Below are 25278 nucleotides of genomic sequence, written 5' to 3' on the forward strand. Positions count from 1 at the left end.
GCCGGAGCCTACGGCAGCAGCCCCGCGGCGTGGAGGAGATAAGCGGTCATCGGCTCGTAATAGCGGGGATTGGTCACGTGATCGTCCAGTGGTACGCAGACCGAGAGGGTGCCCTCGGCCTCCGCGAGGAACAGCGCCGGGTCGTTGCAGTCGGCGTACCCGATGGTGTCGATGCCGTACTGCGCCGCGCAGCCCGCCCACCCGTGGTCGGCGACCACCAGATCGGGCGGGGCCTGGCCGTCCGCCGCCAGCGCGTCGAGGATGGTGGCCATCGGGTGCGGCGAGTGGGTGTGCCACAGGGTCGCGCCGCGCTCGTACATCGCCACCCCGGCCATCTGGGCCACCACGCCCTCGTCGGCGGTGAGCCCGATCGGCACCTTGACGATGTCGCAGCCGGCCGCCGCCAGAGCGAAGCCGGTGCGGGCGTGGACATCCAGCAGGCCGCCCGGGTGCCCGGTGGCCAGCAGCACCCGGGAGCGTCCGTCGGCCGCCTTGCGCAGGGTGTCGGCGGCGCGCTCCAGGGCGTCGAGGGTCAGCTCGGGGTCGATGGTGTCCTGGCCCTGCCGGTGCTCGGGGTCCTCGTTGACGCCGCAGCGCTCGGTCATGACCGCGAGCACGTCCTGTTCGTCCACCCAGCGGTCGCCGAGTTCCAGGCCGAGCCAGTAGTGCCGGTTGCCGTTGGCCAGTTCGCGGTAGTGGGCGAGATTGTTCTCCCGCGGCGTGGCCACCTCCCCGGCGATCCGGGAGCGTATGAGGTGTTCGATCAGTTCCGGACGGGAGGGCACCAAGGACAGGGACGGCATAGGGCCCAGTATCGCCCCCGGCGGTCCGGTACGGGGCTCCTGTCGCCGAGCTGTGATCTCCGCCGGCCGGGCGCTGCACACGCGTGCCCAATTCTTATACCGGTATTAGTATCACAGGCATGGTACGTACTCCTCTGACCCCCGAAGAGCGCGAACGCGGCCGGCGGCTCGGGCTGCTGCTGCGCGCCGCGCGCGGCCCGCGCAGCATGGCGGAGGTGGCGGCGGCCGCCGGAATCTCCCCCGAGACCCTGCGCAAGATCGAGACCGGCCGCGCCCCCACCCCCGCCTTCTTCACCGTCGCGGCGCTGGCGCAGGCGCTGGAGCTGCCGCTGGATCAGGTGGTGGCACGCTGCGCCGAGCCGGAGCCGGCTCCGGTGGCCGCCTAGGGTCTGGACGGCCCACCCGGCCCGGGTCGCGCGCCATGGGTCGGACACTCCTTGGCGACCCGCAGGTCCGCCGTGGTGCGTTCGGCGTCGCGGTCGCGGAGGTCGGTGCTGCCCGCCAGGTCGCGGGTGGGGCGCCGGTGGCGGCGGTGGTTGCGTTCCAGGGCGGCCCAGGCCAGCAGGACGGCGGCGGCGGTGATCAGCATGCCGGGCCGGTCGCGGTGGCCTTGAAGAAGGAGTACTGGAACGTTCCGCCCTCCGTCGCGCAGCGGTGCAGCTCCGTGATGCCCCGGTCCCACCGCGCCCCGGTGGTCAGACCGGCCGCGAGGGCGTCGGCCCGGAAGGAGCCGGCCATCGCGATGAAGGTGTCGCGGGTGAAGGAGTCCACCAGCCGCGGCCGGGTGCTGTCGGCGTACAGGGTGCGCGGGGTGACCTCGACCCCGGTGAAGCCGGCGGCGGTCAGCAGCGGCTGGAGCGTGCGCCCCAGCAGCGCGTTCCCGCCGGCCGCCGCCTGGAGGCGGACGAGATGGCCGATCACGGCCCGGGCCGCGGCGCTCTCCGGGTGCGCCACGATGGTGCCGTGGTCCCCCTCGATCACGGTGAGGGTGCCGCCGGGGCGCAGCACCCGGCGCAGCGCGGCCAGGGTGCGTCCCGGATCGCTCTGGTGCTCCAGGACGAAGCACACGAAGACGTGGTCGAAGGTGTCCGGCGGGAAGGGCAGCTCGTGCAGATCGGCCTGGAGCCAGGCCACCCGGGCGTCGGGGAATCCGGCCGCGACCCGGCTCCCGGCGGTGGCCAGCGACTCGGCGGAGATGTCCACCGCCGTCAGCCGGATGCCGGGGCTGCCGGCCAGCAGGTGCACGGTCTGGGCACCCACCCCGCAGCCCGCCTCCAGTACGCGGCTGCCGGCCGGGTAGCGGGTGTCGTGGTGCAGCAGGTCCGCGAGGCTGTTCGCCTGGTCGCCGAGCCGGCGGGTCTCGCCGGCCGAATAGCCGTGCAGATAACGGGCTGTGACGGTCGTACTGTTCATGGCCCCAGCGTCGGACGCACAATGGCCCGGTGGACAGAGCCAATGAAGGGCCGGTTGGCAGGGCCAAAACGGGTTCCGACTTCCTTCAGCTGCGCATCGAGGAAGCCCCGCCGGGCGGCCGGGCCGACTGGCTGTCCCGGGAGATCCGGGCCGCCATCGCGGACGGCCGGCTGCCCATCGGCAGCAAGCTGCCCGCCAGCCGGGTGCTCGCCGCCGAACTGCGGGTCTCGCGGGGGTGGTGACCGAGGCGTACCAGTGCCTCACCGAGGACGGCCATGTCGCGGGCCGGGGGCGGGCGGGCACCGTGGTGGTCGCGGCCCCCGTACCGGTGCCGGAGTCCGGGGCGGCCCGGGACCCGGCCCGGCCGTGCGGCGCGCTGCCGGAGGGCGCGCTGTTCGGGGCGGCGCCCGGCACCGACGTCTTCGACTCGCTGCGGGCCGTCGAGGCTCCGTTCGACTTCACCCCGGGCGTCCCCGATCTGGCTGCCTTCCCGCGCGCCGCCTGGCTGCGCGCCGAGCGTGCCGTGCTCGCCGGACTGTGCGCCTCCGATCTCGGGTACGGCGATCCGCGCGGTGCGCCCGCGCTGCGTGCCGCCGTCGCGCACTGGCTGGCCAGGAACCGGGGCATCGCCGCCGACCCGGCCGACATCCTGATCGTGGCCGGGGTCTCCCAGGCGCTGATCCTGCTGGCCCACGTGCTGCGGGCGCGCGGCATCGGCGATCTCGCCGTCGAGGAGCCGGGGTCACTGGGCGCCCGGCAGCATCTGCGGTACGGCGGGATGGCGATGCCCGCGGTGCCGGTGGACGGGGAGGGGATACGGGTGGACGCGCTGCGGGCCAGCGGCGCCCGAGCCGTACTGCTCACCCCGGCGCACCAGTTCCCCACCGGGGTGGTGCTCAGTGGGGAGCGGCGGCGGGAGCTGATGGCCTGGGCGCGGGAGAGCGGCGGGCTGATCGTGGAGGACGACTACGACGCCGAGCACCGTTACGACCGGCCGCCGGTGCCCGCGGTGCGGGCGATGCTGCCGGAGGCCGTCGCGTACACCGGCAGTGTCTCCAAGCTGCTGGCCCCGGCGCTGCGGATCGGCTGGCTGCTGCCGCCGCCCGCGTACCGCGAGGCGCTGGTGGCGGCGAAGCGGTTCACGGATCTGGGCAACGGGGTGCTGGCGCAGCTGGTGCTGGCCCGCCTCATGGAGTCGGGGGAACTGGAGCGGCAGCTGCGGATGCTGCGGCGGCGGCACCAGCGGCGCCGGGACACCATGATCGAGGGCATCCGGCGGCACCTGCCGGGCGCGGTGGTGCACGGCGCGGCGGCCGGCGTCCATCTGATGATCACCTTCCCGCCGGACGCGCCGCTGGTGCGGGGCCGCTGCGACCTGGAGCTGGCCTCGCTCGCGCTCGCGCACGGGGTGAAGGTGCAGCCGCTGGCCTGGCACCGGCGCCATGCCGGGCCGCCCGGCCTGGTGCTGGGCTACGCGGCCAGTGGTCAGGACCGGATCGCGGAGGGCATGGCCGCCCTGGGCCGCGCGCTGCGGGCGCGCTGACCCGGCGCGGGCGCCGGCGCGGGCCGGCCCTCAGGTGTCGCGGGTGAGGGCGGTGGTGAAGGCGGCGCGGTGGGTGACGAGCCATTCCTGGAGGTGGTCCCAGTAGGGCCAGCCGCCCCGGTCGGCCACCAGCCGGACGAAACCCTGCTCGCCCGCCGTCACCCTGCCGGTCACGAAGGCCCGGCCCACGGCTGTGGCCTGCTCGATCACGGTGGGGAGCTGGGCGCGTTCCGCCGCCAGGCCGTAGCCGTCCGCGAGCACGCGCAGCCGGGCCGGTGCGTCGGAGGTCTCGCCGGGCCGCATCGGGATCCAGTAGCGGGCGGTCATCGCCACGTCCCACAGCGGCCGGCCGGGCGCGGCGAGATCGAAATCGATGAGGGCGGCGGCCCGGCCGTCGCGGAAGACGACGTTCTCCCGGCAGACGTCGTTGTGGCACAGCAGCGGGCCGCCCTCGGGGTCGGCCAGTTCCCGCGACCATCCGGCGTCCGGGGCGGTCGGGAGGGTCGCGCTCGCCTCGTGGAACGCGCGCAGCAGCGCGCCCACCGAACGCAGCGCGCCCGCCGTCCACGACCAGGCGGGGAAGGGCGGCACGGCCACCTCGCCCGGCAGGAAGGTGACCTCCTCCCGGCCGTCCGGGGTGAGCCGCACCGGCTCCGGCGCCCCGGTGAACCCGGCCCGGCGCAGGGCGCGCAGGTACCGGTGCAGGTCGGGCGCGTTCGGCGGGGCGGGGCGGTTCACCACCGGGCCCCGGCGGATCACCTCTCCGCCGCTGCCGAGTCCGCCCGCGAGCCGTTCGTCCGTCCGCCCCTCGTCCGTCATGCCCGGCAGCGTAGCTCCCGGTACAGCCGCACCCAGACCTCCGGCGGCACCAGACCGCACGGCAGGGAGCGGTCCAGGTCCAGGGCGCGGGTACGGCGGCGGCCGTAGTGGTGGGTCAGGGTCGCGTGCAGGGAGCCGCCCCGGCCGGTGAATCCCAGGTCGACGAACGCGCCGTACGGTCCCAGGTCCGCCGCCGGCAGCAGCGGTTCGGGGCGGCGTTCCAGGCGCAGCACGGCCGAGTCGGCGCGCGGTACCGGGACGAAGTGCCGCCGGTGGACGCGCGGCCCGAGCCGCCACGCGTACCGGGGCCAGCTGCGGACGGTCAGCAGCGGCCAGCTGCCGAAGTCCCCGGTGCGCCTGCGCGCGTACTCCAGCTGGGTGAGGAGGGTGGCCGAGGTCAGCCGGGGCGCGGCCAGGCACCAGCGGACGATGTCGGTGGTCCGTGAGTACGGGATGTTGCCGACCACCGCGAACGGTTCGCGGGGTGGCGTGGCGCGCAGGAAGTCTCCCTGGACGAGGCGGATGCGGGGGTGGTCGGGGAACCGGCCGGCCAGTGTCCGGTCGATCTCGTAGGCGATGACCCGGCCGGTGGCGGCGGCCAGCGCGCGCGAGAGGTGACCCTCCCCGGCGCCGGGTTCCACGACCAGTTCGCCGGGGCGCACGCCGGAGGCGTGCACGATCGTACGAATGCTGGGGGCGTGATGCAGAAAGTTCTGTGAAAGGGCGAGACGACGGCGTGCCACGGGTGAGGTCCTCGGGTGTGAGGACAGGCAGCGCCAAGGCGGCGGGCCTGTCCGTGTCGATGAGCTGACACCGGACGGCCCTGGTGGCGTGAGGACTCGGAAAAGCTGTGGTCAGACGGTCGGGACGTCGGGCGAGTCCTGGCGGACCAGGGCCGGACGCCGCACGCGCGGGCGGGGGCTGAGCTGGAACTGCCGCGCGGCGGCGCACAGCCCCTTCGTGATTGCCTGGGAAGCTGACATGAGTAAGACGATACGGATCGTCGCGCGGAGCGTGCAAATCCCTTTCTTCACACTGTTGCGGTGGGATGAAATGACCCGACGCTGGTGTTGAGCACTCCGGCACTGATCAACGGGAGGCATCACGTGGCGGACACCGACCACAGCGGCACCAGGGGCTGGATACGACGGCTCACCGCGTACTGCTGGCGTCACCGCCGCAACATGCTGCTGTCCCTCGGCGCTTCCCTGGCCGGCATGGGCGTCATGGCCCTCATGCCGCTCATCACCAAGATCATCATCGATGACATCGTCGTCGGCGGCCAGGGCGGACTCGGCCTGTGGATCGGCCTGCTCCTCGCCGCGGCCGCCGTGATCTACGGCCTCACCTTCGCCCGCCGCTACTACGGCGGACGCCTCGGCATCGACGTGCAGCACGACCTGCGCACCGCGATGTTCCGCTCCCTCACCCGCCTGGACGGCCGCCGCCAGGACCAGCTCTCCACCGGGCAGGTCGTCGGCCGCGCCACCAGCGACCTCAGCCTCATCCAGGGCCTGCTCTTCATGATGCCGATGGTCATCGGCAACTTCATGCTCTTCGCCGTCTCCCTCGCGGTGATGCTCGTCCTGTCCCCCCTGCTGACCCTCGTCTCCCTCGCCGTCATCCCCCTCCTCGCCTGGATCGCGAGCATCAGCCGCCGCCGGCTCTACCCCGCCACCTGGCACGCCCAGAACCGGGCCGGCGCCGTCGCGGGCGTCGTCGACGGCGCCATCACCGGCGTCCGCGTCGTCAAGGGCTTCGGCCAGGAGGAGCAGGAGAGCGGCAAACTGCGCGCCATCAGCCGCGAACTGTTCGCCGCCCGGCTGCGCACCGTACGGCTCAACGCCCGCTACGTCCCCGCCTTCCAGGCCATCCCCTCACTCGGCCAGGTCGCTATGCTCGCCCTCGGCGGCTGGCTCGCCACCCGCGGCGAGATCACCCTGGGCACCTTCGTCGCCTTCTCCACCTACCTCGCCCAGCTGGTCGGCCCGGTCCGGATGCTCACCATGGTCCTCACCGTCGGCCAGCAGGCCCGCGCCGGCGTCGAACGCGTCCTGGAACTCATCGACGCCGAACCCGAGATCACCGAGGCCCCCGACGCCCGCGCGCTGCCCGCCGACGCCCCCGCCAGCGTCGAGTTCGACCGCGTCGGCTTCGGCTACGGGGAGGCCAACCCCGTCCTCACCGACCTCAGCCTGCGCATCGAACCCGGCGAGACCCTCGCCGTCATCGGCCCCTCCGGCAGCGGCAAATCCACCGTCTCGCTGCTGCTGCCCCGCTTCTACGACCCCGACAGCGGCACCATCAGGGTCGGCGGCCACGACACCCGCGAGCTGACCTACGACTCGCTGCGCGCGGCCATCGGTCTCGTCCCCGAGGACAGCTTCCTGTTCTCCGACACCATCCGCGCCAACCTCGCCTACGGTCACCCCGAGGCCACCGACGAGCAGATCACCGCCGCCGCCCGCGCCGCCCAGGCCGACGACTTCATCCGCGCCCTGCCCGACGGCTACGACACCGTCGTCGGCGAACAGGGCATGACCCTGTCCGGCGGCCAGCGCCAGCGCGTCGCACTCGCCCGCGCCATCCTCACCGACCCCCGGCTGCTCATCCTCGACGACGCCACCTCCGCCGTCGACGCCCGCGTGGAGCGCGAGATCCACGACGCGCTGCGCTCCGTGATGGCCGGGCGCACCACCCTGCTCATCGCCCACCGGCAATCCACCCTCCAGCTCGCCGACCGCATCGCCGTCCTCGACGGCGGACGCCTCGCCGACACCGGCACCCACGCCGAACTCTCCGCCCGCAGCGAGCTGTACCGCCGGCTGCTGAGCGACCCCGACGAGTGGGGCACGGCCCCCCGCGACCCGGCCGGGCTCGCCCCGGCCGCCCCGCTCGCCGATGGTGACGACGACGGCGCCGACGACGGCCGGGCGGACGAGAGCCCCGGCGCGGACGGCACCACCCCCGGCCTGTGGCAGCGCACGGCGGGCGGCCCCGACACCGCCGCAACCGCCCTGATGGGCGGCACCGCCGCCGACCCCGAACTGCTCGCCCAGGTCGCCGCCCTGCCGCCCGCCACCGACACCCCCGACATCGACGAGGACGCCGCCGCCCGCGCCGAGACCGGCGGCTACGGACTGCGCCGTCTGCTGGCCGGACTGCGCGTCCCGCTGCTCCTGGCCCTCCTGCTGGTGGTCGCCGACGCCGCCGCCGCGCTGCTGCTGCCCGTCCTCATCCGGCACGGCATCGACCAGGGCGTGGAGAAGGCCGCCTACGGCGCGGTGTGGACCGCCGCCGTCCTCGCGCTGCTGGTCGTGCTCACCCAGTGGGCCGCTCAGGCCGGTGCCATCCGCGCGGTGGGCCGCACCGGTGAACGCGCCCTGTACTCCCTGCGCGTCAAGATCTTCGCCCACCTCCAGCGGCTGGGCCTGGACTACTACGAGCGCGAGCTGACCGGCCGGGTCATGACCCGGATGACCACCGATGTCGACGCCCTCACCTCCTTCCTCCAGACCGGCCTGGTGCAGGCGCTGGTGGCCGTGATGACGTTCTTCGGCATCATGGGCGTCCTCGTCGCCATCGACCTCCAGCTCGCCCTCGTCGTCCTGGCCACCCTGATCCCGCTGACCGTGGGCACCGTCGTCTTCCGGCGGCACAGCGTCAAGGCGTACGAGCTGGCCCGCGAGCGTGTCAGCGGCGTCAACGCCGACCTCCAGGAGTCCGTCGCCGGGCTGCGGATGGTGCAGGCGTTCCGGCGCGAGAGCGACGGGTACGAGCGGTTCACCGACCGCTCGGACGGCTACCGCCGGGCGCGGCTGCGCGGCCAGTGGCTGATCTCCGTGTACTTCCCCTTCGTGCAGCTGCTGGCCACCCTGGCCACCGCCGGAGTGCTGCTGGTGGGCGCCGGCCGGGTCGGCGCCGGGACGCTCACGGCGGGCGCGCTGGTGGCGTACCTGCTGTACATCGAGCTGTTCTTCGCCCCCGTGCAGCAGCTCTCCCAGGTCTTCGACGGCTACCAGCAGGCCGTGGTCTCGCTGGGCCGCATCCAGGAACTGCTCGCCGAGCCCACCACCACCCCGGCCGCCGAACGGCCCCGTGCGGTGGCCGAGCGGCTGCGCGGGGAGGTGGAGTTCGACAACGTCCGGTTCGCCTACCGGGGGACCGAGGCGGGCGAGGAGGCCCTGCGCGGGGTGAACCTCACCATCCCGGCCGGCCAGACCGTCGCCTTCGTCGGCGAGACCGGCGCCGGCAAGTCCACGCTGGTGAAGCTCGTCGCCCGCTACTACGACCCGACCGCGGGCGCGGTCCGGGTGGACGGCGCCGACCTGCGCACCCTCGACCTCCCCGGCTACCGGCACCGGCTCGGCGTCGTCCCGCAGGAGCCGTACCTGTTCGAGGGGACGGTGCGGGACGCCATCGCGTACGGCCGCCCCGACGCGAGCGACGCCGAGGTGGAGGCGGCGGCCCGCGCGGTCGGCGCCCACCACATGATCGCCGCGCTGCCCGGCGGCTTCCGGCAGCAGGTGGGGGAGCGGGGCCGCGCCCTGTCGGCGGGTCAGCGGCAGCTGATCGCGCTCGCCCGCGCCGAGCTGGTACGCCCGGACATCCTGCTGCTCGACGAGGCCACGGCGGCCCTGGACCTGGCGACCGAGGCCCTGGTCAACCAGGCCACCGACCGGCTGGCGGTGCGCCGCACCACCCTGGTCGTCGCCCACCGGCTGACCACCGCCGCCCGCGCCGACCGGGTGGTGGTGCTGGACCACGGCGCGGTGGTGGAGGACGGCACCCACGCCGAACTCCTGGCACGCGGCGGCCGGTACGCGGCGCTGTGGCGCACCTACGCGGGCGAGGAGGAAACGGCGCCGGTGGCGGGCTAGCGGCGCCGGTCACCGGGACGTCGGTCAGCGGTTGCGCGGGTGCTGTTTCGCCGTGCGCTCGTTGCCGCGCCGGTAGTTGCCGGTCCAGCGCGCCATCACCAGCTGTGGGTCGGCGCCGCCGGCGATCTCGGCGAGGAACGCGGCGGCCCGCTCCCCCCGCAGCGTCCCCGCGGGCCGCTCCCGGTGCGTGATCCGCACCGTCCCGTCGCCCAGCTCGCGATAGGTGAAACCCTCTGCTCTCCCCATGGGCGGCAGCGTACGCCGTCACTCCCGCGCGTGGTGACAGCCGAAGGGCGTGGAGCGGGCCACTCGGCATGGTCGACTCCTGCTGAACGCAGGAGAGATCCGGAGCGGCGGTACCCGGAGTACCTCGCGGAGCGGAAGAGGGAGAACGGGCAGTGAGCGGACGCGTCAGCTTCGACGACGGGGAACCGCGCAAGGCCGGCTGAGGATCAGGGCCGTGCCGGGCCCGGTGCCCGGCTGCGCTCGCCCAGATAGGTGTCCACCGTCTGCAGGGAGCCGCCGGGGAGGGTGGGTTCGCCCGACCACCAGTGGATCGCCTCAATCTCCTCGTTCGGCGCGAACGGCTGCGGTGCCGCCGTCTCCGCCTCGTACACCGCCCCGTACGCCATGGGACGGTCCCCGAAGGCGGTCTTGGCGAAGCCCACGAAACGCAGCGCCTCGGGCGCGATCAGCTGGCCGGCCTCCTCGCGCAGTTCGCGGGCCGCCGCCACGCGCGGGGTCTCGCCCGGGTCGATGCCGCCGCCCGGCAGCTCCCACGTCCCGCGCTTGCGTTCCAGGACCAGCAGCAGCCGTTCCCCGTGCCACAGCGCCACCAGGCTGTACGTGATCGGCGCGTCGTCGAACGTGGTCTCCTCCGGCACCTGTTCGAGCGCGAGCAGCCGTACGTCCAGGGGGCCGGTCGCCAAGGGCTCGGGCAGGGTCTCGCGCTGATCCTCCGTCATGCCGCCGACCCTACTGCCGGGCACGGACAACGGCGGAGCCCCCGTGCGGGCGCCGGGGCCCGCAGGGAGGCGCGGGTCAGGGCACCGGCCCGGACCGCGGGGGAGCGAAGGCCGACGGGTACGGCGCAGCCGGAGTTCGTCACCTCCGCGCCGCGGCCCTCACAGGGCCGGTACCCCGGCGACGCCCGGGAAGTCGTCCGGCTCCTCGGGCACCTCGGCCCAGATCGTCTTGCCGGTACTGCTCTGCCGGCTGCCCCACCGCTGCGCGAGGTGGGCGACGATGAACAGCCCGCGGCCGTTCTCGTCGTACGCCCGCGCCCGGCGCAAATGGGGCGAGGTGCTGCTGCCGTCCGACACCTCGCAGATCACGCCGCGCTCGCGGATCACCCGCAGCTGGATCGGGCCGCCCGCGTGCCGTATGGCGTTGGTGACCAGCTCACTGACGACGAGTTCGGTGGTGAACACCGCGTCCTCCAGGCCCCAGCTGGTCAGCTGCCGGGCCGCCAGTTCGCGGGCCCGGCCCACGGCCGTGGGCTCAGCCGGGACCTCCCATGTGGAGACCTGGGCCGGGGACAGGGCGCGGGTGCGGGCCAGCAGCAGCGCGATGTCGTCGGTGTGGTGTTCGTCCACCAGGGACTTCAGCACCATGTCGCAGGTCGCGTCCAGGGAGGCGGCGGGCCGGGCCAGCAGCTGGCTCAGCTCGGCCAGGCCCTGATCGAGATCCTGGCGGTACGACTCCAGCAGGCCGTCCGTGTACAGGGCCAGCACGCTGCCCTCGGGCAGCGTGATCTCCACCGACTCGAACGGCAGGCCGCCGAGCCCGAGCGGCGGCCCGGCCGGCAGATCGATCATCTCCACCGCGCCATCGGGACGGACCAGGGCGGGGGCCGGGTGCCCCGCCCTGGCGAGGGCGCAGATCCGCGACACCGGGTCGTACACCGCGTACAGGCAGGTGGCGCCGGTCTCCGGGGTCACCACACCGCCCGGTTCACCCGGCCCCCCCGGCTCCTCCGGCCAGTCGTCCGGCTGCTCGTTCTCGCCGCGCATCCGGATCACGACATCGTCGAGGTGGGTGAGCAGTTCGTCGGGCGGCAGGTCGATGTCGGCCAGGGTCCGCACCGTGGCCCGCAGTCGCCCCATGGTGGCGGAGGCGTGCAGCCCGTGCCCCACCACATCGCCCACCACCAGGGCCACCCGTGCCCCCGAGAGCGGGATGACATCGAACCAGTCACCGCCCACCCCCGCCATCGAGTCGGCCGGCAGATAGCGCGAGGCCACCTCCACGGCGGCCAGATCGGGCCGGCCGCGCGGCAGCAGACTGCGCTGGAGCGTCAGCGAGGTGGACCGCTCGTGCGTGTAGCGGCGCGCGTTGTCCAGGCATACGGCCGCCCGTGCGCCGATCTCCTCCGCGAGCAGCAGATCGGCCTGGTCGAAGTCCTCCGGACGGCGGTGCCGTACGAACATCGCCACGCCCAGCGTCGCGCCCCGGGCGCGCAGCGGTACCACCACGCCGGAGTGCACGCCGTACTCGCGCACCCGCTCCGCCCGCTCCGGATCCCTCGCGAACCAGTCGGCGACCGCCTCCGCGTCCAGCACCCGCGCCCGGTACTCCCCGCTGGCCGCCACGGCGCGCCCGTGCGGCGATTCCGACGGGTACTCCAGCGACTCGCCGATGTCCAGCATGACCTCGGGGATCCCGTCCAGCACCGACCGCTGCGCCACCCGGCGCAGCGTGACCGGGCCGGGGAAACGCTGGGTGCGGGGTTCCTCGCCGCGCAGCACCGAGTCGTACAGATCCACCGTCACCAGATCCGCCAGTCGGGGGACCGCGACCTCGGTCAGCTCGTCGGCGGTGCGGCGCACGTCCAGGGTGCTGCCGATCCGGCTGCTGGCGTCACTGAGCAGGGTCAGCCGTTCCCTGGCCACCGTCAGCCGGGCGACGCGCCGCTCGCGGTCCTCCCGGATGCGGGTGACCAGCAGCGACAACAGGCAGGCGAGTGCCACCGAGACCAGCACGGTGACCCGACCGCCGATGGACAGGTTGGGGACGTGGAACCCGTACACGGTGAGGGCGGCACCGAAGGTGACCACGGCGATGACGAGTGCCTGCCGGAAGGCGAGCAGGCCGGCGGCGGCGAGCGGGGCGAGCAGCGAGAAGCTGGCCCAGCGGGCGAGGTGGCCGGAGGACGTCTGGTACTGCACCACGGTGATGGCGCCGATGTAGACGAGCAGCAGGACCAGGACGGAGGCGCCCTGGAGGCGACGGAAACGGGGTCGAAAGGAAGCCATGTGGTCACCCTCCGCATCCACCGTAGCGTGGATGCGGAATGCCGCACCTTCGGTGCGGGAGGGCCGGAGCCCGCCGCAGGGTGCGGCCGGATCAGGCGGTGGCGCGGGGCGGCGCGGTGGAGGCGCGGACCATCAGATCGGCCGGGAGCGTGGCGACCCGGCCGGCGGGGGCGTCCTCGCGGCCGAGCGCCAGCCGGCCGGCGCGCGCCCCGGCCTCGTGCAGCGGGATCCGTACCGTCGTCAGCGCGGGCGCCGCGTCGATCGCGAACGGGAGGTCGTCGAAGCCGGCCACCGAGATGTCCTCGGGGATGCGCAGTCCCCGGTCGCGCAGCGCCGCGCAGGCGCCCAGGGCGACCGTGTCGTTGGCGGCCACCACGGCGGTCAGCTCCGGCTCGCGGCGCAGCAGTTCCAGCGCGCCGTCGTAGCCGGACGACCGGTCGTAGCCGCCGTGCACGGTGAGCCGGTCCGTGTCCTGCGGGCCTCCCGCGCCCGCCCCGGCCGCTTCGGCCAGCGCCGCGCGGTGGCCCTCCAGCCGGTGCCGGGTGGTGGTGCGGGCGGCCGGCCCGGCGAGGTAGCCGATCCGGCGGTGGCCCAGGGAGAGCAGGTGCGCGGTGAGGCGGCGCGCGCCGCCGAAGTTGTCGAAGGTGAGCGCCACGGGGGAGGGGCCCCAGGACGCATCCTGCTCCGGTTCCCGCGCGGTCTCCCGCTCCGTCTCCCGGGCGCCCGCCGGGCCCCCGCCGGCCGCCACCGGCCCCAGCGGCTGCCGGCCGCACAGCACCACCCGGGTGCCCCGGCCTCCAGCCGCCGCAGCCGGGTGGCCAGGGCGGCCAGGTGTTCGGGGTCCTCGACCGTGCCGCCGGTGAGCACCACGGCCGCGGCGCGCTGGCGCAGCAGCAGCGTGAGGTAGGTGAGTTCGCGCTCGGGGAGCCGCCGGTGTTGCAGATGATGGCCATCTTCTGGCTGTGCGGCGCGTCGTGTTCCCCGTCCGGCCCGATCTGGGACTGGATCGCGGAGGCCATCACCCCGAAGAAGGGGTCGGCGATGTCGTTGACCAGCACCCCCACCAGGTCCGAGGTGGCGGCGGCGAGCGCGCTGGCGGGGCCGTTGACCACGTACTCCAGCTCGTCCACGGCGCGCAGCACCCGGGAGCGGGTGGAACCGGCCACCGGGTAGTTGCCGTTGAGCACCCGGGAGACCGTTGCCGCGGACACCCCCGCCCGCGCCGCCACATCCGCCAGCGTCACCGACATGCTCCGCCCCGCTTTCCGTGCTGCCACTTGTCCCATCCGCTGTGGGCAGGTTAGCGTCTCCCCTGATAGAAAGCGCTTACTAACGGTGCCGCCGCCGCGCTGCCACTCCGGGAGGGAATCCGGCCCATGACCGACACGCCGAACCGCAGGACCGTCCGCATCGCCATGAACGGCGTCACCGGGCGCATGGGATACCGCCAGCACCTGGTCCGTTCGATCCTCGCCCTGCGCGAACAGGGCGGCCTCCCGCTCGCCGACGGCACCGTGATCTGGCCCGAGCCGATCCTCGTCGGCCGCCGCGAGCACGCCCTCAAGGCGCTCGCCGACCAGCACGGCCTGGACGCCTCCAACATCTCCACCGACCTGGACTCCGTCCTGGCCGACGACAGCGTCGACATCTACTTCGACGCCCAGATCACCCTCGCCCGCGAGGAGGCCCTGAAGAAGGCCATCGCCGCCGGCAAGCACATCTACACCGAGAAGCCCACCGCCACCGGCCTCGACGGCGCCCTCGCGCTGGCCCGCCAGGCGCGCGACGCGGGCATCAAGCACGGCGTGGTCCAGGACAAGCTGTTCCTCCCCGGCCTGCTCAAGCTCAAGCGGCTCATCGACGGCGGCTTCTTCGGCGAGATCCTCTCGGTGCGCGGCGAGTTCGGCTACTGGGTCTTCGAGGGCGACTGGCAGCCCGCCCAGCGCCCGTCCTGGAACTACCGCTCCGAGGACGGCGGCGGCATCGTCGTGGACATGTTCCCGCACTGGGAGTACGTGCTGCACGAGCTGTTCGGCCGCGTCGAGACCGTCCAGGCGCTGACCGCCACCCACATCCCGCGCCGCTGGGACGAGAACGGCCAGGCGTACGAGGCCACCGCCGACGACTCCGCGTACGGCATCTTCCAGCTGGCCGGCGGCGCCGTCGCCCAGATCAACTCCTCCTGGTCGGTGCGCGTCAACCGCGACGAGCTGGTGGAGTTCCAGGTGGACGGCACGCACGGCTCCGCCGTCGCCGGGCTGCGCAACTGCCGCGTGCAGCACCGCTCCGCCACCCCCAAGCCGGTGTGGAACCCGGACCTGCCCGCCACCGAGACCTTCCGCGAGCAGTGGCAGGAGGTGCCGGACAACGCCGAGTTCGACAACGGGTTCAAGGCCCAGTGGGAGCTGTTCCTGCGCCACGTGGTGCTGGACGAGCCCTACAGCTGGGACCTGCTGGCCGGCGCGCGCGGTGTGCAGCTGGCCGAGCTGGGCCTGAAGTCCTCCGCCGAGGGCCGCCGCCTGGACGTTCCCGAGCTGAGCCTGTAAGGACGGGGAGACCGAACCGATGATCCGACTCCCCGACGCGACGGGCACCGTACGGGACTACACGCCCCGTACCGCCCCCGCTCTCCCCGCCGCCGGTGAGGGCCCGCTGACCTCCCGCATCGTCTTCTCGGCCGCGCATGTCGTCGCCGACCCGTTCGCGGACACCACCCCCGACGGCCCGGCCGCCGTGGACTGGGACGCCACCCTCGCCTTCCGCCGCCACCTGTGGTCGCACGGGCTCGGCGTGGCCGAGGCGATGGACACCGCGCAGCGCGGCATGGGCCTGGACTGGGCCGGTGCCGCCGAGCTGATCCGCCGCTCCGGCGCCGAGGCCAAGGCCGTGGGCGGCCGGATCGCCTGCGGCGTGGGCACCGACCAGCTGGGGGCACCTCCCGGGCGGAGCCCGGGGGAAGGCGTGGGCCCGTACACCCTGGACCAGGTGCGCGCGGCCTACGAGGAACAGCTGGCCGTCGTGGAGGAGACCGGCGCGCAGGCCATCCTGATGGCCTCGCGCGCGCTGGCCGCCTCCGCCACCGGTCCGGACGACTATCTGAAGATCTATGGCGAGCTGCTGCGGCAGGCCGCCGAGCCGGTCGTCCTGCACTGGCTGGGCCCGATGTTCGACCCCGCGCTGACCGGTTACTGGGGCAGCGAGGACCTGGACGTGGCCACCGAGACCTTCCTGGAGATCATCGCCGACCACCCCGACAAGGTGGACGGCGTCAAGGTGTCGCTGCTGGACGCGGGCCGCGAGGTCGCGCTGCGCCGCCGCCTCCCCCAGGGCGTGCGCTGCTACACGGGCGACGACTTCCACTACCCCGAGCTGATCGCCGGCGACGAACAGGGCTTCTCCCACGCGCTGCTGGGCATCTTCGACCCGCTGGGCCCGGTGGCGGCGCAGGCCGTGCGCACCCTGGACACCGGCGACACGGCCGGGTTCCGGGCGCTGCTGGACCCGACCGTGGAGCTGTCCCGGCACCTGTTCCAGACCCCGACCCGCTACTACAAGACCGGCGTGGTCTTCCTGGCCTGGCTCTCGGGCCACCAGGAGCACTTCACCATGGTCGGCGGGCTCCAGTCGGCGCGCTCCCTGCCGCACTTCGCCCGCGCCTACGAACTGGCAGACGGCCTGGGCCTGTTCCCGGACCCGGCGCTCGCGCAGGCCCGGATGAAGTCCCTGCTGTCGGTCTACGGGGTGGAGCAGCCGTGAAGTTCTCGATCAACCAGATGACCGTCAAGCAGCTCAGCCTGCCCGAGCTGGTCAAGGGCTGCACCGACCTGGGCATCGAGGGCGTGGGCCTGTGGCGCGAGCCGGTGCGGGAGTACGGGGTGGCCGCCGCCGCGCGCCTGGTGCGCGAGGCCGGGCTGACGGTCACCACGCTGTGCCGGGGCGGGTTCTTCACCGCCACCGACCGGGCCGAGCGGGCCGCCGCGCTGGACGACAACCGGCGGGCGATCGACGAGGCGGCCGAGCTGGGCACCGACACGGTGGTGCTGGTCTCCGGCGGGCTGCCGGCCGGGGACCGTGATCTGGTCGCGGCCCGCGAGCGGGTCGCCGACGCGCTCGCCGAGCTGGGCCCGTACGGGGCGGAGCGCGGTGTGCGGCTGGCCATCGAGCCGCTGCACCCCATGTACGCGGCGGACCGCTGCGTCGTCTCCACGCTGGACCAGGCGCTGGACCTCGCGGAGCGCTTCCCCGCCGAGCAGGTGGGCGTGGTTGTGGACACCTACCACCTGTGGTGGGACGACCGGATCGCGCAGGGCATCGCGCGGGCCGGGGCCGGTGGCCGCATCCACAGCTTCCAGCTGGCCGACTGGGTGACCCCGCTGCCGGCGGGTGTGCTCACCGGCCGGGGCCAGATCGGCGACGGTTCGGTGGACATGCGCTGGTTCGCGGACGAGGTCGGCAAGGCCGGCTACACCGGCTGGACCGAGGTCGAGCTGTTCAACGACGTCCTGTGGTCGCGGGACGGCCAGGTCGTGCTGGCCGAGACCCTCAACCGGGTGACGCAGCACCTCGGCTGAGGGCGGACCGCTGTGCGGTGGGGCGGGGTGGGGCCGGGCGGCCCCGCCCCGCCCCACCCGCGTGAACGCCGGCCGCTACCGCCCGGCGTACTCCCGCAGATGCCGTCCGGTCAGCGACGCCCGCTCCCCGTCGGCCGCCGCCACCAGCTCCGCCGGCGTTCCCGTGAAAACCACCTGCCCGCCGTCCGAACCCGCGCCCGGCCCCAGGTCGATGATCCAGTCCGCGTGCGCCATCACCGCCTGGTGGTGTTCGACGCACACCACCGTGTTCCCGTTGTCCACCAGCCGGTCCAGCAGCGCGAGCAGCTTGTCCACATCCGCCATGTGCAGCCCGGTCGTCGGCTCGTCCAGGACGTACACCGCCGACTTCTCCGCCATGTGGATCGCCAGCTTCAGCCGCTGCCGCTCCCCGCCCGACAGGGTGTTCAGCGGCTGCCCCAGCCGCAGATAGCCCAGCCCCACATCGGCCAGCCGGCCCAGCACGGCGTGCGCCTGCCCGCCGGGGAAGAAGTCGTACGCCTCGGCGACCGACATCCCCAGCACCTCGCTGATGTTCTTGCCGCGCAGCGTGTACGTGAGCACCTCGTCCGTGAACCGGCGCCCCTCGCACCGCTCGCACACCGACGCCACCCCGGCCATCATCGCGAGGTCGGTGTACACCAGCCCCAGACCGTTGCAGTTCGGGCAGGCGCCCTCCGAATTGGCGCTGAACAGCGCGGCCTTCACCCCGTTCGCCTTGGCGAAAGCGGTACGGATCGGGCCGAGCAGCCCGGTGTACGTGGCCGGGTTGGAGCGCCGCGAGCCGCGGATCGGCGACTGGTCGGCGACCGCCACCCCCTCCCGGCCCGACACGTACCCGTGGACCAGCGAGCTCTTCCCCGACCCGGCCACCCCGGTGACCACGGTCAGCACGCCCAGCGGCACGTCCACGTCCACCCCGCGCAGATTGTGCCGGTCGGCGCCGCGCACCGCGATGTGCCCGCGCGGGGTGCGCAGCCGTCCCGGCTCGCGCAGCCGCGTCCGGTGCTCCAGGTGCCGCCCGGTCAGCGCCCCCGAGGCCCGCAGCCCCGGCACGTCCCCGGTGTAGCAGATCTCGCCGCCGGCGGTGCCGGCGCCGGGGCCCAGGTCGATGATGTGGTCGGCGATGCGGATGACCTCTGGTTTGTGCTCGACGACCAGGACGGTGTTGCCCTTGTCGCGCAGCCGCAGCAGCAGGTCGTTCATGCGCTGGATGTCGTGCGGGTGGAGCCCGGTGGTGGGCTCGTCGAAGACGTAGGTGACATCGGTGATGCTCGACCCCAGATGCCGCACCATCTTCACGCGCTGCGCCTCGCCGCCGGAGAGGGTGCCGGAGGGGCGGTCGAGGGAGAGGTAGCCCAGGCCGATCTCCACGAGTGAGTCGAGCAGATGGCGCAGGCTCTCCAGCAGCGGGGTGACGGAGGGGTCCCGCACGTCGCGCAGGAACTTCGCGAGTTCGCTGATCTGGGCGGAGGAGCAGTCGGCGATGTTCCAGCCGTTGATCCGGGCGCCCAGCGCGGCGGCGTTCAGCCGGGCACCGCCGCACCCGGGACAGGGGGCGAACCGCACGGCCCGGTCCACGAACGCCCGCAGGTGCGGCTGCATCGCGTCGCGGTCCTTGGCCAGGATCACCCGCTGGACCTTCACCAGCAGGCCCTCGTAGGTGATGTTGTTGGTGCTGATCTTCACCTTGGTCGCGGGCTTGTGGAGGAAGTCCTCCCACTGTTGAGCGGTGAAGTCCTTGAGCGGGACGTCCGGGTCGTAGAACCCGGACAGCACCATCGTCTGCCAGTACCAGGAGTCGACGGTGAAGTTCGGGACGGTGATGGCGCCCTGGTTGAGGGAGAGTTCGCGGTTCACGAGCTGGTCGATGTCGATCTCGGAGACCTCGCCGAGCCCTTCGCAGCGCTGGCACATGCCCTCGGCGCTGTTGAAGCTGAAGGCGCTGGAGGTGCCCACGTACGGGGCGCCGAGGCGGCTGAAGACGATCCGCAGCATGGTGTACGCGTCGGTGGCGGTGCCCACCGTGGAACGGGAGTTGGCGCCCATCCGCTCCTGGTCGACGACGATCGCGGCGGTGAGGTGGTGCAGCCCGTCGACATCGGGGCGGCCCAGGCTCGGCATGTAGGACTGGACGAACGCCGTGTACGTCTCGTTGATCAGCCGTTGGGACTCGGCGGCGATGGTGCCGAAGACGAGTGAGGACTTCCCGGAGCCGGAGACGCCGGTGAAGACGGTCAGCCGGCGCTTGGGTATGTCGACGTCCACGCCGCGCAGATTGTTCTCCCGGGCGCCGCGGACCTGGATGACGTCATGGCTGTCCGCGGGCGTGGTGGCGTGGTGCATGGCGGGCGGTCTCCTCGGTGAGTGGGTGGTACGGCGCGGGGACGGTGCAGGGGTGGGCGCGGGGGGACACGGCGCGCGTACAGCGTACTCTATACACAGTACAAAGTACGCTGTACGCAGTGCGCGCGCGGGCGGGAGAAAATGACGGCCATGGACACCGACAGGGAGACCGACGCCGGCCGCGCCCTCCGGCTGCTGTGGCGCGAACCCGGCTCCGGGCCGGTCGGCCGCGGCCCCCGCCCGGCACGCAGCGTCGAGGGGGTGATCCGCGCCGCCATCGCCGTGGCCGACGCCGACCCGGCCGGCCTGGACGCCGTCACCATGCGCCGCGTCGCCCAGGAACTCGGTGTCACCCCCATGACGCTCTACACCTACATCCCGGGCAAGGCCGTCCTCCTCGACCTCATGCTCGACACCGTCTACCAGGACATGCCCCGCCCGCCGTGGCCGCCGGACACCCCCTGGCGCGACCGGGTCACCGCCGTCGCCGACGCCAACCGCGACCTCTTCGAGCGCCACCCCTGGGTCGCCCGGCTCCCCACCAGCCGCCCGCCCCTGGGCCCCGGAGTGATCGCCAAGTACGAGCACGAACTGCGCGCCCTCGACGGTCTGGGGCTGGACGACCTCGACATGGACGCCGCGCTCACCCACCTCCTCGCCTTCGTCCAGAGCACCGCCCGCGCCGCCCTCGACCAGCGCGCCACCGAAGCGGGGAGCGCCCTCACAGACCAGCAGTGGTGGGACGCCCACGCCCCCGTCCTGGCCAAGATCCACGACCCCGAACGCTTCCCGCTCGCCGGCCGGGTCGGCACGGCCGCAGGTCAGGCGTACCGCAGCGCGAACGCCCCCGACCACGGCTACGCCTTCGGCCTGGCCCGGGTCCTGGACGGCCTCGCCGCCCTGATCGACCGGCGCACGCCGTAACGCGCGCGGCGCACCCGCGCGTAACTCAGGCCCCTCCCACCCCAGGCGCCCCTGCGTGCCCCCTGCTCGACACCCGTCCCACCCGGCTTCACTGGGCCTCAACACACCCGAGGAACAGAGGAGTTGACGGTGACAGCGGTCCCACAGGCACCCGCGCGGCCAGAACGGGGAACCGGACGGCGGCTGGGGGCACTGATCCGGCTCGGCAGGCCGAAGTTCCTCTTCCACAGCCTGCTGGTGCTGTGCGCCGGAACGGAACTCGCGGTGCACGCCGGGGCACGGTTCGACGCCGGCCTGTTCACCCTGGTGCTCGCCTTCGGCTGCGGCGCCCACCTCATGACGTACTACTGCAACGACTACTTCGACCTGGACGCCGACCGCGCCAACCCCGCCCCCACCGCCTGGTCCGGCGGCAGCCGCGTGCTCACCGAGCGGACCCTCGCCCCCACCACCGGGCTGGCCGCCGCGTTCGTGCTGCTGCTGGGCACGGTGTTCCTGCTCGCCCTGCTGCCCACCCCCGGCACCCGGCTGCTGGCGGTCGGCTTCCTGCTGCTCGCGTGGTTCTACACCGCGCCCCCGTTCCGCCTCAACTACCGGGCCGGCGGCGAACTCGCCTGCGCGCTCTCACTGCACGGGCTGCTGCCGCTGCTCGCCTGCCTCGCCCAGCTCGGGGGCGTCACCGCCCAGGCATGGGCCTGCGTCGCCGTCCTGGCGGCCCTGCAGTTCCTGCAACTGCTCGTGCTCAACCTGGCCGACCTGGACGGTGACCGCGCCGTCGGCAAACTCACCGTCACCGGACTGCTCGGCCCGCGCCGCACCGTCCGGCTCTACGCGGCCGGCCAGGCAGGCGTGTACGGCGCGGTCGCCGCGCTCGGCCTGTGCGGCCTGGTGACCCCGTGGGTGACCGTTCTGCTGCTCGCCACCGCCCCGCTGCCGTGGGCCGCCGCCCGCGCCATGGGTGCGGGTGACCTCGGCACCCGCACCACCTTCGCCGCCACCGCCCAACTGCCGCTCGCCTCCGCCGCTGTCGTCGCCGGGCTCACCCTGAGCGCCTGGCCACAGGAGTGGGACTGGTGGCCGGCGCTCAAGACGGCGGCGCTGGGCGCGTTCGCCCTGTGGTGGCTCGTCACCAGAGGCCAGGTGTCGGCACCGCGCGACTGAGAGCGCCCGCGCGCAGCGCCTCCGTCCGGATCGCCCCGTGCGTCCGGCCGCCCTCACCGCCGATGGACCACTCGTCCCGGCCGGACCGTCGCAGCGGAATCCCCTCGCACCCCGGCAAAGGGACCCCCGGTGCCCCCGGTGCCCCCGGTGCCCCCGGTGCCCCCGGTGCCCCCGGCGCCTCACGCGCCGCCGGGGGCGCCGTTCGCGGCGGGCGTGCGCACGGTGATCGCCGAGCCCGGATCCCCGTCCCACACCACGCTCAGCCCCCGCCGTTCCAGCCCGGCCACCACCTCCCGGCCGATGGCGGCCGTGGTCTGCGCCGAGCCGTCGAACCCGCCGTACAGCAGCGACGCGTCGCGGTACGGCTCGGAGGTGAGGAAGACGAACCCCCGGGCGTCCGGCTCGCCCGCCCCGCCGATCTCCGCGAGGCCGCAGGCGCGGCAGCAGGCGAAGTTCTCCCGCGCCGTGATGCCCGCCGCCTCCAGCTCGGCGAACGCCAGGGTCAGCGGCGATGCCTGCGCGTCCTCCATCTCCTGCGAGCCCTCGCCGTCCGTCGCCTCCTGCGGGAACGTCAGCCGCTCCCACGCCAGCCCGGCGTCCCAGCCCCCGGCCGACCGCGCCCAGCCCGTGAGCGCCTTCGCCACCGGACCGGGCGCGTCCACCGTCGTCGTGAAGTGCCGCTCCGGATCCCCGTCCCGGTGCTCCAGCGTGTACGCCCCGCCCTCCTCGTGCCACACCTGGACGTAGACATCCGGCACATCGGGAAGACGCTCCACCACCACGAAGCGGTCCCCCGCGCCGCCGATCCGCCGCACCAGCGCGGCCAGCTCACCGGCCGTCAGCCGGTCCCGCGACCGCCCGTCCTCGGTCCGCACCCTGATCCCCAGCATGCCGTCACCCTCGCACGCGCCACTGACAACGGCCGGGCGCGCGCCGTCAGCGCCACCGGCCCCGTACCGCGTACGCCACCGCCCCCGCCGTCAGCACCGCCGCCCCCGTCACCACCGAGGCCACCGGCAGCGCCGCAGCCAGCAGCGCGCAGCCCACGAAGCCGACCACCGGAATCAGCGGCACCGGCCGCCCCTCCGCCGGGCTCAGCGTCCACGCCGAGGCGTTGGCGATCGCGTAGTACACCAGCACCGCGAACGACGAGAACCCGATCACCCCCAGCACATCCGCCGTCGCCGCGGCCACCGCCACCACGGCGCCGATCGCCAGCTCCGCCCGCTGCGGCACCCCGAACCGCGGGTGCACCGCCGCCAGGCCCGAAGGCAGATGCCGGTCCCGCGCCATCGCCAGCACCGTGCGCGAGACCCCGAGCAGCAGCGCCAGCAGCGAACCGAGCGCGGCCAGCACCGCCCCCACCCGCACCACCGGCGCCAGCCAGCCGGACCCCGCCGCCCGCACCGCGTCCGCCAGCGGCGCGCCGGACGCGCCGAGACCACCCGCCCCCAGCGCCGTCAACACCGCCACCGCCACCAGCACGTACACCACCAGCGTGATCCCCAGCGCCACCGGGATCGCGCGCGGAATCGTCCGCGCCGGATCCCGCACCTCCTCCCCGAGCGTCGCGATGCGCGCGTACCCCGCGAAGGCGAAGAACAGCAGCCCCGCCGCCTCCAGCACCCCGCCCCAACCGACCGCCGCCGCCGGGACCCCGCCCGCCACGTTCGGACCGCGCCCCGGCACCAGACACGCCGTCACCACCGCCGCGAGCACCGCCAGCACCACGGCCACCACCACGCGGGTGACCAGCGCCGACTTCCGCACCCCGAGACAGTTGACGGCCGTCACCGCCACCACGGCCGCCACCGCCACCGCGTGCGCCTGTCCCGGCCACGCGTAGACACCCACCGTCAGGGCCATCGCCGCGCAGGACGCGGTCTTGCCGACCACGAACCCCCAGCCGGCCAGATAGCCCCAGAACGGTCCGAGCCGCTCGCGCCCGTAGACATACGTCCCCCGGAGGCCGGGTACCTCGCCGCCAGCCGCGCCGACGACATCGCGTTGCAGTACGCGACCACGGCCGCCAGCCCAAGCCCCAGCAGCAGCCAGCCCCCGGCCGCACGGGCGGCCGGGGCGAGCGCCGCGAAGATCCCCGCCCCGATCATCGACCCGAGTCCGATCACGACGGCGTCGAACACTCCGAGCCGCCGCCGGAGCCCGGTGTCTGGGGAGGGGGACGGGGACGGGCTCATGACGGACCTTCCGGCCGGGGCGAGGGTTTCCGCAGAAGCTAGCCGATCAGGAGGCCGGGGCCCGCCGCCCGAAGGGTGCAGGGCATGAACCTTTGCCAAAGCTCCGGTGGACCAACGGACACGGAGCACCGTTACCGCGCTGTCGGCGACCTTCCGGGGGCAGCTGGCGCCGGGCGGCGGCATTCGTGATCGATGCGATGCGCCTTCACGGTCGCGGCACGGCTGTTCGGCCGAGGCGCCACGGGCGCCCCGGTGGAGGGCTACCGCTCCGTGTGGGCGGCGAGGTTCGCCAGCGAGGAGGCGAGGCCCTCGGCGTGATCCTCCGCCGTGATGCCGTCCGGGACATCCGTTGCCACGATGTCGACCCGTGTTCCCGCCGCGACCGCGGTGACCTGCCAGGTCATGGTCATGGTGCCCGCGTTGGCGGGATCGTCGGAGACGAAGTCCACCGCCTGCACCACCCGCACCCCGGGGACGATGTCGACGAACCGCGCCTCGACGATGTCGGAGTCCGCGGTCGCCTTGCCCGGCGCGCCGGACGCGTCGGCGTAGGTCAGCACCAGCCGGTACGACCCGCCCGGCCGGGCGTCGAACCGCTCGAACCTGCCCGTCATTCCGGCCGGTGGGAGCCACACCGCGAGCGCCGCCGGGTCGACAAGGGCGTCCCAGACGCGATCGAGCGGGGCGGTGATGACTCGTGACGCTGTGTCCGTGCGCGGCATGGCCGGACCCTAACACCCCGGTGCGACACCGCCCGGACCTGCGCGGACCCGTACTCGTGCGGTGCGCCGAGCGTGGAATCAGAGCGACACCCTGCATGTGGCGAAGGTGGAGCGGAGCCATGGGTTCACGCGGGCTGCCGCCGAGCAGCCCCCGGCAGTGGACTGACCGGCCGCCGTTACCTGGTGACGGTCCAGGGCTAGGAGTCGCCGCCGGTCTCGACGGTCACCCTGGACAGAACGGTGGTGAAGTTGCGCAGCATCTCGCCCTCGGCGGTGAACACCAACTCCGTGTGGCCGGGGGAGAAGTCGAGCCCGCGCTGGTGGGAGAGGAAGTCCGTCACCTGCGCGCACAGCGCCTCGGAGTCGACGTCCCTGCTGTCGCTCAGCACGGCGATGAAGTACGGGGCACCCGAGTTGTCCAGGGTGACGTGAATACGGGCCACCTTCTGCGCCAGTTCGTCGTCCGGGTACACGGACCGGTACTCCTCGGCCGTCGCCTGCGCGCGCTCACGCATGAGCGAGGCAACGGTCGGCCCCTGCTCCTGGTCACGTCCGGTCCGGTAACCGAGAACGGCGGCGAGGGCGATGAGACTGACCGCGATCAGAATCCCCACACCGCCGAACAT

20 protein-coding genes and 3 pseudogenes are annotated in these 25278 nt (G+C 73.7%); 8 read left to right on the plus strand and 15 right to left on the minus strand.

The features are described 5' to 3' along the window. Positions 1-8 precede the first annotated feature (8 nt). Positions 9-803 (minus strand): phosphatase, encoded by a 795-nt coding sequence (locus tag SXIM_RS18990; RefSeq protein ID WP_030737093.1) that lies wholly within the window; start codon positions 801-803, stop codon positions 9-11. A 119-nt stretch (positions 804-922) separates the two neighbouring features. On the opposite strand from SXIM_RS18990, the gene SXIM_RS18995 reads away from it, so the two are divergent. Beyond that, the gene (locus tag SXIM_RS18995; protein ID WP_030737089.1) at positions 923-1189 is read left to right on the plus strand and encodes a helix-turn-helix domain-containing protein; all 267 of its coding nucleotides are present in this window, start codon (positions 923-925) and stop codon (positions 1187-1189) included. Here the strand turns inward: SXIM_RS18995 and SXIM_RS19000 are convergent. Beyond that, the gene (locus SXIM_RS19000; RefSeq protein ID WP_046724742.1) at positions 1186-1392 is read right to left on the minus strand and encodes a hypothetical protein; all 207 of its coding nucleotides are present in this window, start codon (positions 1390-1392) and stop codon (positions 1186-1188) included. The genes SXIM_RS18995 and SXIM_RS19000 overlap by 4 nt on opposite strands. Then, the gene (locus tag SXIM_RS19005) at positions 1386-2216 is read right to left on the minus strand and encodes a methyltransferase domain-containing protein (protein ID WP_046724743.1); all 831 of its coding nucleotides are present in this window, start codon (positions 2214-2216) and stop codon (positions 1386-1388) included. Before SXIM_RS19005 ends, SXIM_RS19000 begins: the two co-directional genes overlap by 7 nt. A 29-nt stretch (positions 2217-2245) precedes the next feature. Between SXIM_RS19005 and pdxR the strand changes: the two are divergent. Continuing rightward, positions 2246-3759: pseudogene (gene pdxR / locus SXIM_RS19010) on the plus strand (MocR-like pyridoxine biosynthesis transcription factor PdxR). A gap of 30 nt (positions 3760-3789) precedes the next feature. Here the strand turns inward: pdxR and SXIM_RS19015 are convergent. The 3 genes from SXIM_RS19015 to SXIM_RS28585 all read right to left on the minus strand — a co-directional run bounded on the left by SXIM_RS19015 (position 3790) and on the right by SXIM_RS28585 (position 5561). Continuing rightward, positions 3790-4578: a phosphotransferase gene (locus tag SXIM_RS19015; protein ID WP_046724744.1), complete on the minus strand. Its 789-nt coding sequence runs from the start codon at positions 4576-4578 to the stop codon at positions 3790-3792. Beyond that, positions 4575-5348 (minus strand): ribosomal RNA small subunit methyltransferase A, encoded by a 774-nt coding sequence (locus SXIM_RS19020; protein WP_046724745.1) that lies wholly within the window; start codon positions 5346-5348, stop codon positions 4575-4577. Before SXIM_RS19020 ends, SXIM_RS19015 begins: the two co-directional genes overlap by 4 nt. Before the next feature lie 84 nt (positions 5349-5432). Continuing rightward, positions 5433-5561 carry a hypothetical protein gene (locus SXIM_RS28585; protein ID WP_267881002.1) on the minus strand — a complete coding sequence of 43 codons (129 nt, stop codon included), beginning with the start codon at positions 5559-5561 and terminating at the stop codon, positions 5433-5435. 201 nt (positions 5562-5762) lie between these two features. Between SXIM_RS28585 and SXIM_RS19025 the strand changes: the two genes are divergently transcribed. Beyond that, positions 5763-9458, plus strand: coding sequence for an ABC transporter ATP-binding protein (locus SXIM_RS19025; RefSeq protein WP_425473485.1), 3696 nt, complete (start codon positions 5763-5765; stop codon positions 9456-9458). Positions 9459-9482: 24 nt separating this feature from the next. On the opposite strand, the gene SXIM_RS19030 is transcribed toward SXIM_RS19025, so the two are convergent. The 4 genes and pseudogenes from SXIM_RS19030 to SXIM_RS19045 all read right to left on the minus strand — a co-directional run bounded on the left by SXIM_RS19030 (position 9483) and on the right by SXIM_RS19045 (position 13962). Beyond that, on the minus strand, positions 9483-9704 hold the full coding sequence (locus SXIM_RS19030; protein ID WP_030737068.1) for a hypothetical protein: 222 nt from the start codon (positions 9702-9704) through the stop codon (positions 9483-9485). Between the two features lie 206 nt (positions 9705-9910). Beyond that, on the minus strand, positions 9911-10423 hold the full coding sequence (locus tag SXIM_RS19035) for an NUDIX hydrolase (RefSeq protein ID WP_030737065.1): 513 nt from the start codon (positions 10421-10423) through the stop codon (positions 9911-9913). 159 nt (positions 10424-10582) lie between these two features. Then, positions 10583-12712, minus strand: a complete 2130-nt coding sequence (locus SXIM_RS19040) for an ATP-binding SpoIIE family protein phosphatase (RefSeq protein WP_046724746.1) — start codon at positions 12710-12712, stop codon at positions 10583-10585. A gap of 91 nt (positions 12713-12803) precedes the next feature. Continuing rightward, positions 12804-13962, minus strand: a pseudogene (locus SXIM_RS19045) (LacI family DNA-binding transcriptional regulator). 126 nt (positions 13963-14088) lie between these two features. Between SXIM_RS19045 and SXIM_RS19050 the strand changes: the two are divergent. From SXIM_RS19050 to SXIM_RS19060, 3 genes are read left to right on the plus strand one after another with little or no spacing between them, the layout of a single operon-like run. Continuing rightward, the gene (locus tag SXIM_RS19050; RefSeq protein ID WP_046724747.1) at positions 14089-15258 is read left to right on the plus strand and encodes a Gfo/Idh/MocA family protein; all 1170 of its coding nucleotides are present in this window, start codon (positions 14089-14091) and stop codon (positions 15256-15258) included. A 19-nt stretch (positions 15259-15277) separates the two neighbouring features. Continuing rightward, positions 15278-16468 carry a dihydrodipicolinate synthase family protein gene (locus SXIM_RS19055; RefSeq protein ID WP_046724748.1) on the plus strand — a complete coding sequence of 397 codons (1191 nt, stop codon included), beginning with the start codon at positions 15278-15280 and terminating at the stop codon, positions 16466-16468. Between the two features lie 17 nt (positions 16469-16485). Further along, positions 16486-17283, plus strand: a complete 798-nt coding sequence (locus SXIM_RS19060) for a sugar phosphate isomerase/epimerase family protein (RefSeq protein ID WP_046725779.1) — start codon at positions 16486-16488, stop codon at positions 17281-17283. A gap of 75 nt (positions 17284-17358) precedes the next feature. Here the strand turns inward: SXIM_RS19060 and SXIM_RS19065 are convergent, their stop codons facing one another. Next, on the minus strand, positions 17359-19647 hold the full coding sequence (locus tag SXIM_RS19065) for an ATP-binding cassette domain-containing protein (RefSeq protein ID WP_046724749.1): 2289 nt from the start codon (positions 19645-19647) through the stop codon (positions 17359-17361). 150 nt (positions 19648-19797) lie between these two features. Between SXIM_RS19065 and SXIM_RS19070 the strand changes: the two genes are divergently transcribed. Then, complete coding sequence (locus tag SXIM_RS19070) at positions 19798-20571, plus strand: TetR/AcrR family transcriptional regulator (protein ID WP_046724750.1); 774 nt, start codon at positions 19798-19800, stop codon at positions 20569-20571. Between the two features lie 129 nt (positions 20572-20700). After that, the gene (locus tag SXIM_RS19075) at positions 20701-21732 is read left to right on the plus strand and encodes a prenyltransferase (protein WP_052385429.1); all 1032 of its coding nucleotides are present in this window, start codon (positions 20701-20703) and stop codon (positions 21730-21732) included. A 179-nt stretch (positions 21733-21911) separates the two neighbouring features. On the opposite strand, the gene SXIM_RS19080 is transcribed toward SXIM_RS19075, so the two are convergent. The 4 genes and pseudogenes from SXIM_RS19080 to SXIM_RS19100 form a co-directional block, all read right to left on the minus strand. Beyond that, positions 21912-22622: a DUF6891 domain-containing protein gene (locus tag SXIM_RS19080; protein ID WP_046724751.1), complete on the minus strand. Its 711-nt coding sequence runs from the start codon at positions 22620-22622 to the stop codon at positions 21912-21914. Between the two features lie 46 nt (positions 22623-22668). Continuing rightward, positions 22669-23930, minus strand: a pseudogene (locus SXIM_RS19085) (APC family permease). Between the two features lie 260 nt (positions 23931-24190). Then, a complete protein-coding gene (locus SXIM_RS19090; RefSeq protein WP_030737039.1) occupies positions 24191-24652 on the minus strand; it encodes an SRPBCC family protein in 462 nt (153 codons plus the stop codon). Positions 24653-24849: 197 nt separating this feature from the next. Next, complete coding sequence (locus SXIM_RS19100; protein ID WP_148236137.1) at positions 24850-25266, minus strand: hypothetical protein; 417 nt, start codon at positions 25264-25266, stop codon at positions 24850-24852. Positions 25267-25278: the final 12 nt, after the last annotated feature.

This window comes from Streptomyces xiamenensis (assembly GCF_000993785.3).
Lineage (GTDB): Bacteria > Actinomycetota > Actinomycetes > Streptomycetales > Streptomycetaceae > Streptomyces > Streptomyces xiamenensis.

Bases quoted from the DNA above. Each gene is read 5' to 3' on its own strand.
- SXIM_RS18990 (WP_030737093.1), bottom strand. From the start codon at position 803: ATGCCGTCCCTGTCCTTGGTGCCCTCCCGTCCGGAACTGATCGAACAC.
- SXIM_RS18995 (WP_030737089.1), top strand. From the start codon at position 923: ATGGTACGTACTCCTCTGACCCCCGAAGAGCGCGAACGCGGCCGGCGG.
- SXIM_RS19000 (WP_046724742.1), bottom strand. From the start codon at position 1,392: ATGCTGATCACCGCCGCCGCCGTCCTGCTGGCCTGGGCCGCCCTGGAA.
- SXIM_RS19005 (WP_046724743.1), bottom strand. From the start codon at position 2,216: ATGAACAGTACGACCGTCACAGCCCGTTATCTGCACGGCTATTCGGCC.
- SXIM_RS19015 (WP_046724744.1), bottom strand. From the start codon at position 4,578: ATGACGGACGAGGGGCGGACGGACGAACGGCTCGCGGGCGGACTCGGC.
- SXIM_RS28585 (WP_267881002.1), bottom strand. From the start codon at position 5,561: ATGTCAGCTTCCCAGGCAATCACGAAGGGGCTGTGCGCCGCCGCGCGG.
- SXIM_RS19025 (WP_425473485.1), top strand. From the start codon at position 5,763: ATGCTGCTGTCCCTCGGCGCTTCCCTGGCCGGCATGGGCGTCATGGCC.
- SXIM_RS19030 (WP_030737068.1), bottom strand. From the start codon at position 9,704: ATGGGGAGAGCAGAGGGTTTCACCTATCGCGAGCTGGGCGACGGGACG.
- SXIM_RS19035 (WP_030737065.1), bottom strand. From the start codon at position 10,423: ATGACGGAGGATCAGCGCGAGACCCTGCCCGAGCCCTTGGCGACCGGC.
- SXIM_RS19040 (WP_046724746.1), bottom strand. From the start codon at position 12,712: ATGGCTTCCTTTCGACCCCGTTTCCGTCGCCTCCAGGGCGCCTCCGTC.
- SXIM_RS19050 (WP_046724747.1), top strand. From the start codon at position 14,089: ATGACCGACACGCCGAACCGCAGGACCGTCCGCATCGCCATGAACGGC.
- SXIM_RS19055 (WP_046724748.1), top strand. From the start codon at position 15,278: ATGATCCGACTCCCCGACGCGACGGGCACCGTACGGGACTACACGCCC.
- SXIM_RS19060 (WP_046725779.1), top strand. From the start codon at position 16,486: ATGACCGTCAAGCAGCTCAGCCTGCCCGAGCTGGTCAAGGGCTGCACC.
- SXIM_RS19065 (WP_046724749.1), bottom strand. From the start codon at position 19,647: ATGCACCACGCCACCACGCCCGCGGACAGCCATGACGTCATCCAGGTC.
- SXIM_RS19070 (WP_046724750.1), top strand. From the start codon at position 19,798: ATGGACACCGACAGGGAGACCGACGCCGGCCGCGCCCTCCGGCTGCTG.
- SXIM_RS19080 (WP_046724751.1), bottom strand. From the start codon at position 22,622: ATGCTGGGGATCAGGGTGCGGACCGAGGACGGGCGGTCGCGGGACCGG.
- SXIM_RS19090 (WP_030737039.1), bottom strand. From the start codon at position 24,652: ATGCCGCGCACGGACACAGCGTCACGAGTCATCACCGCCCCGCTCGAT.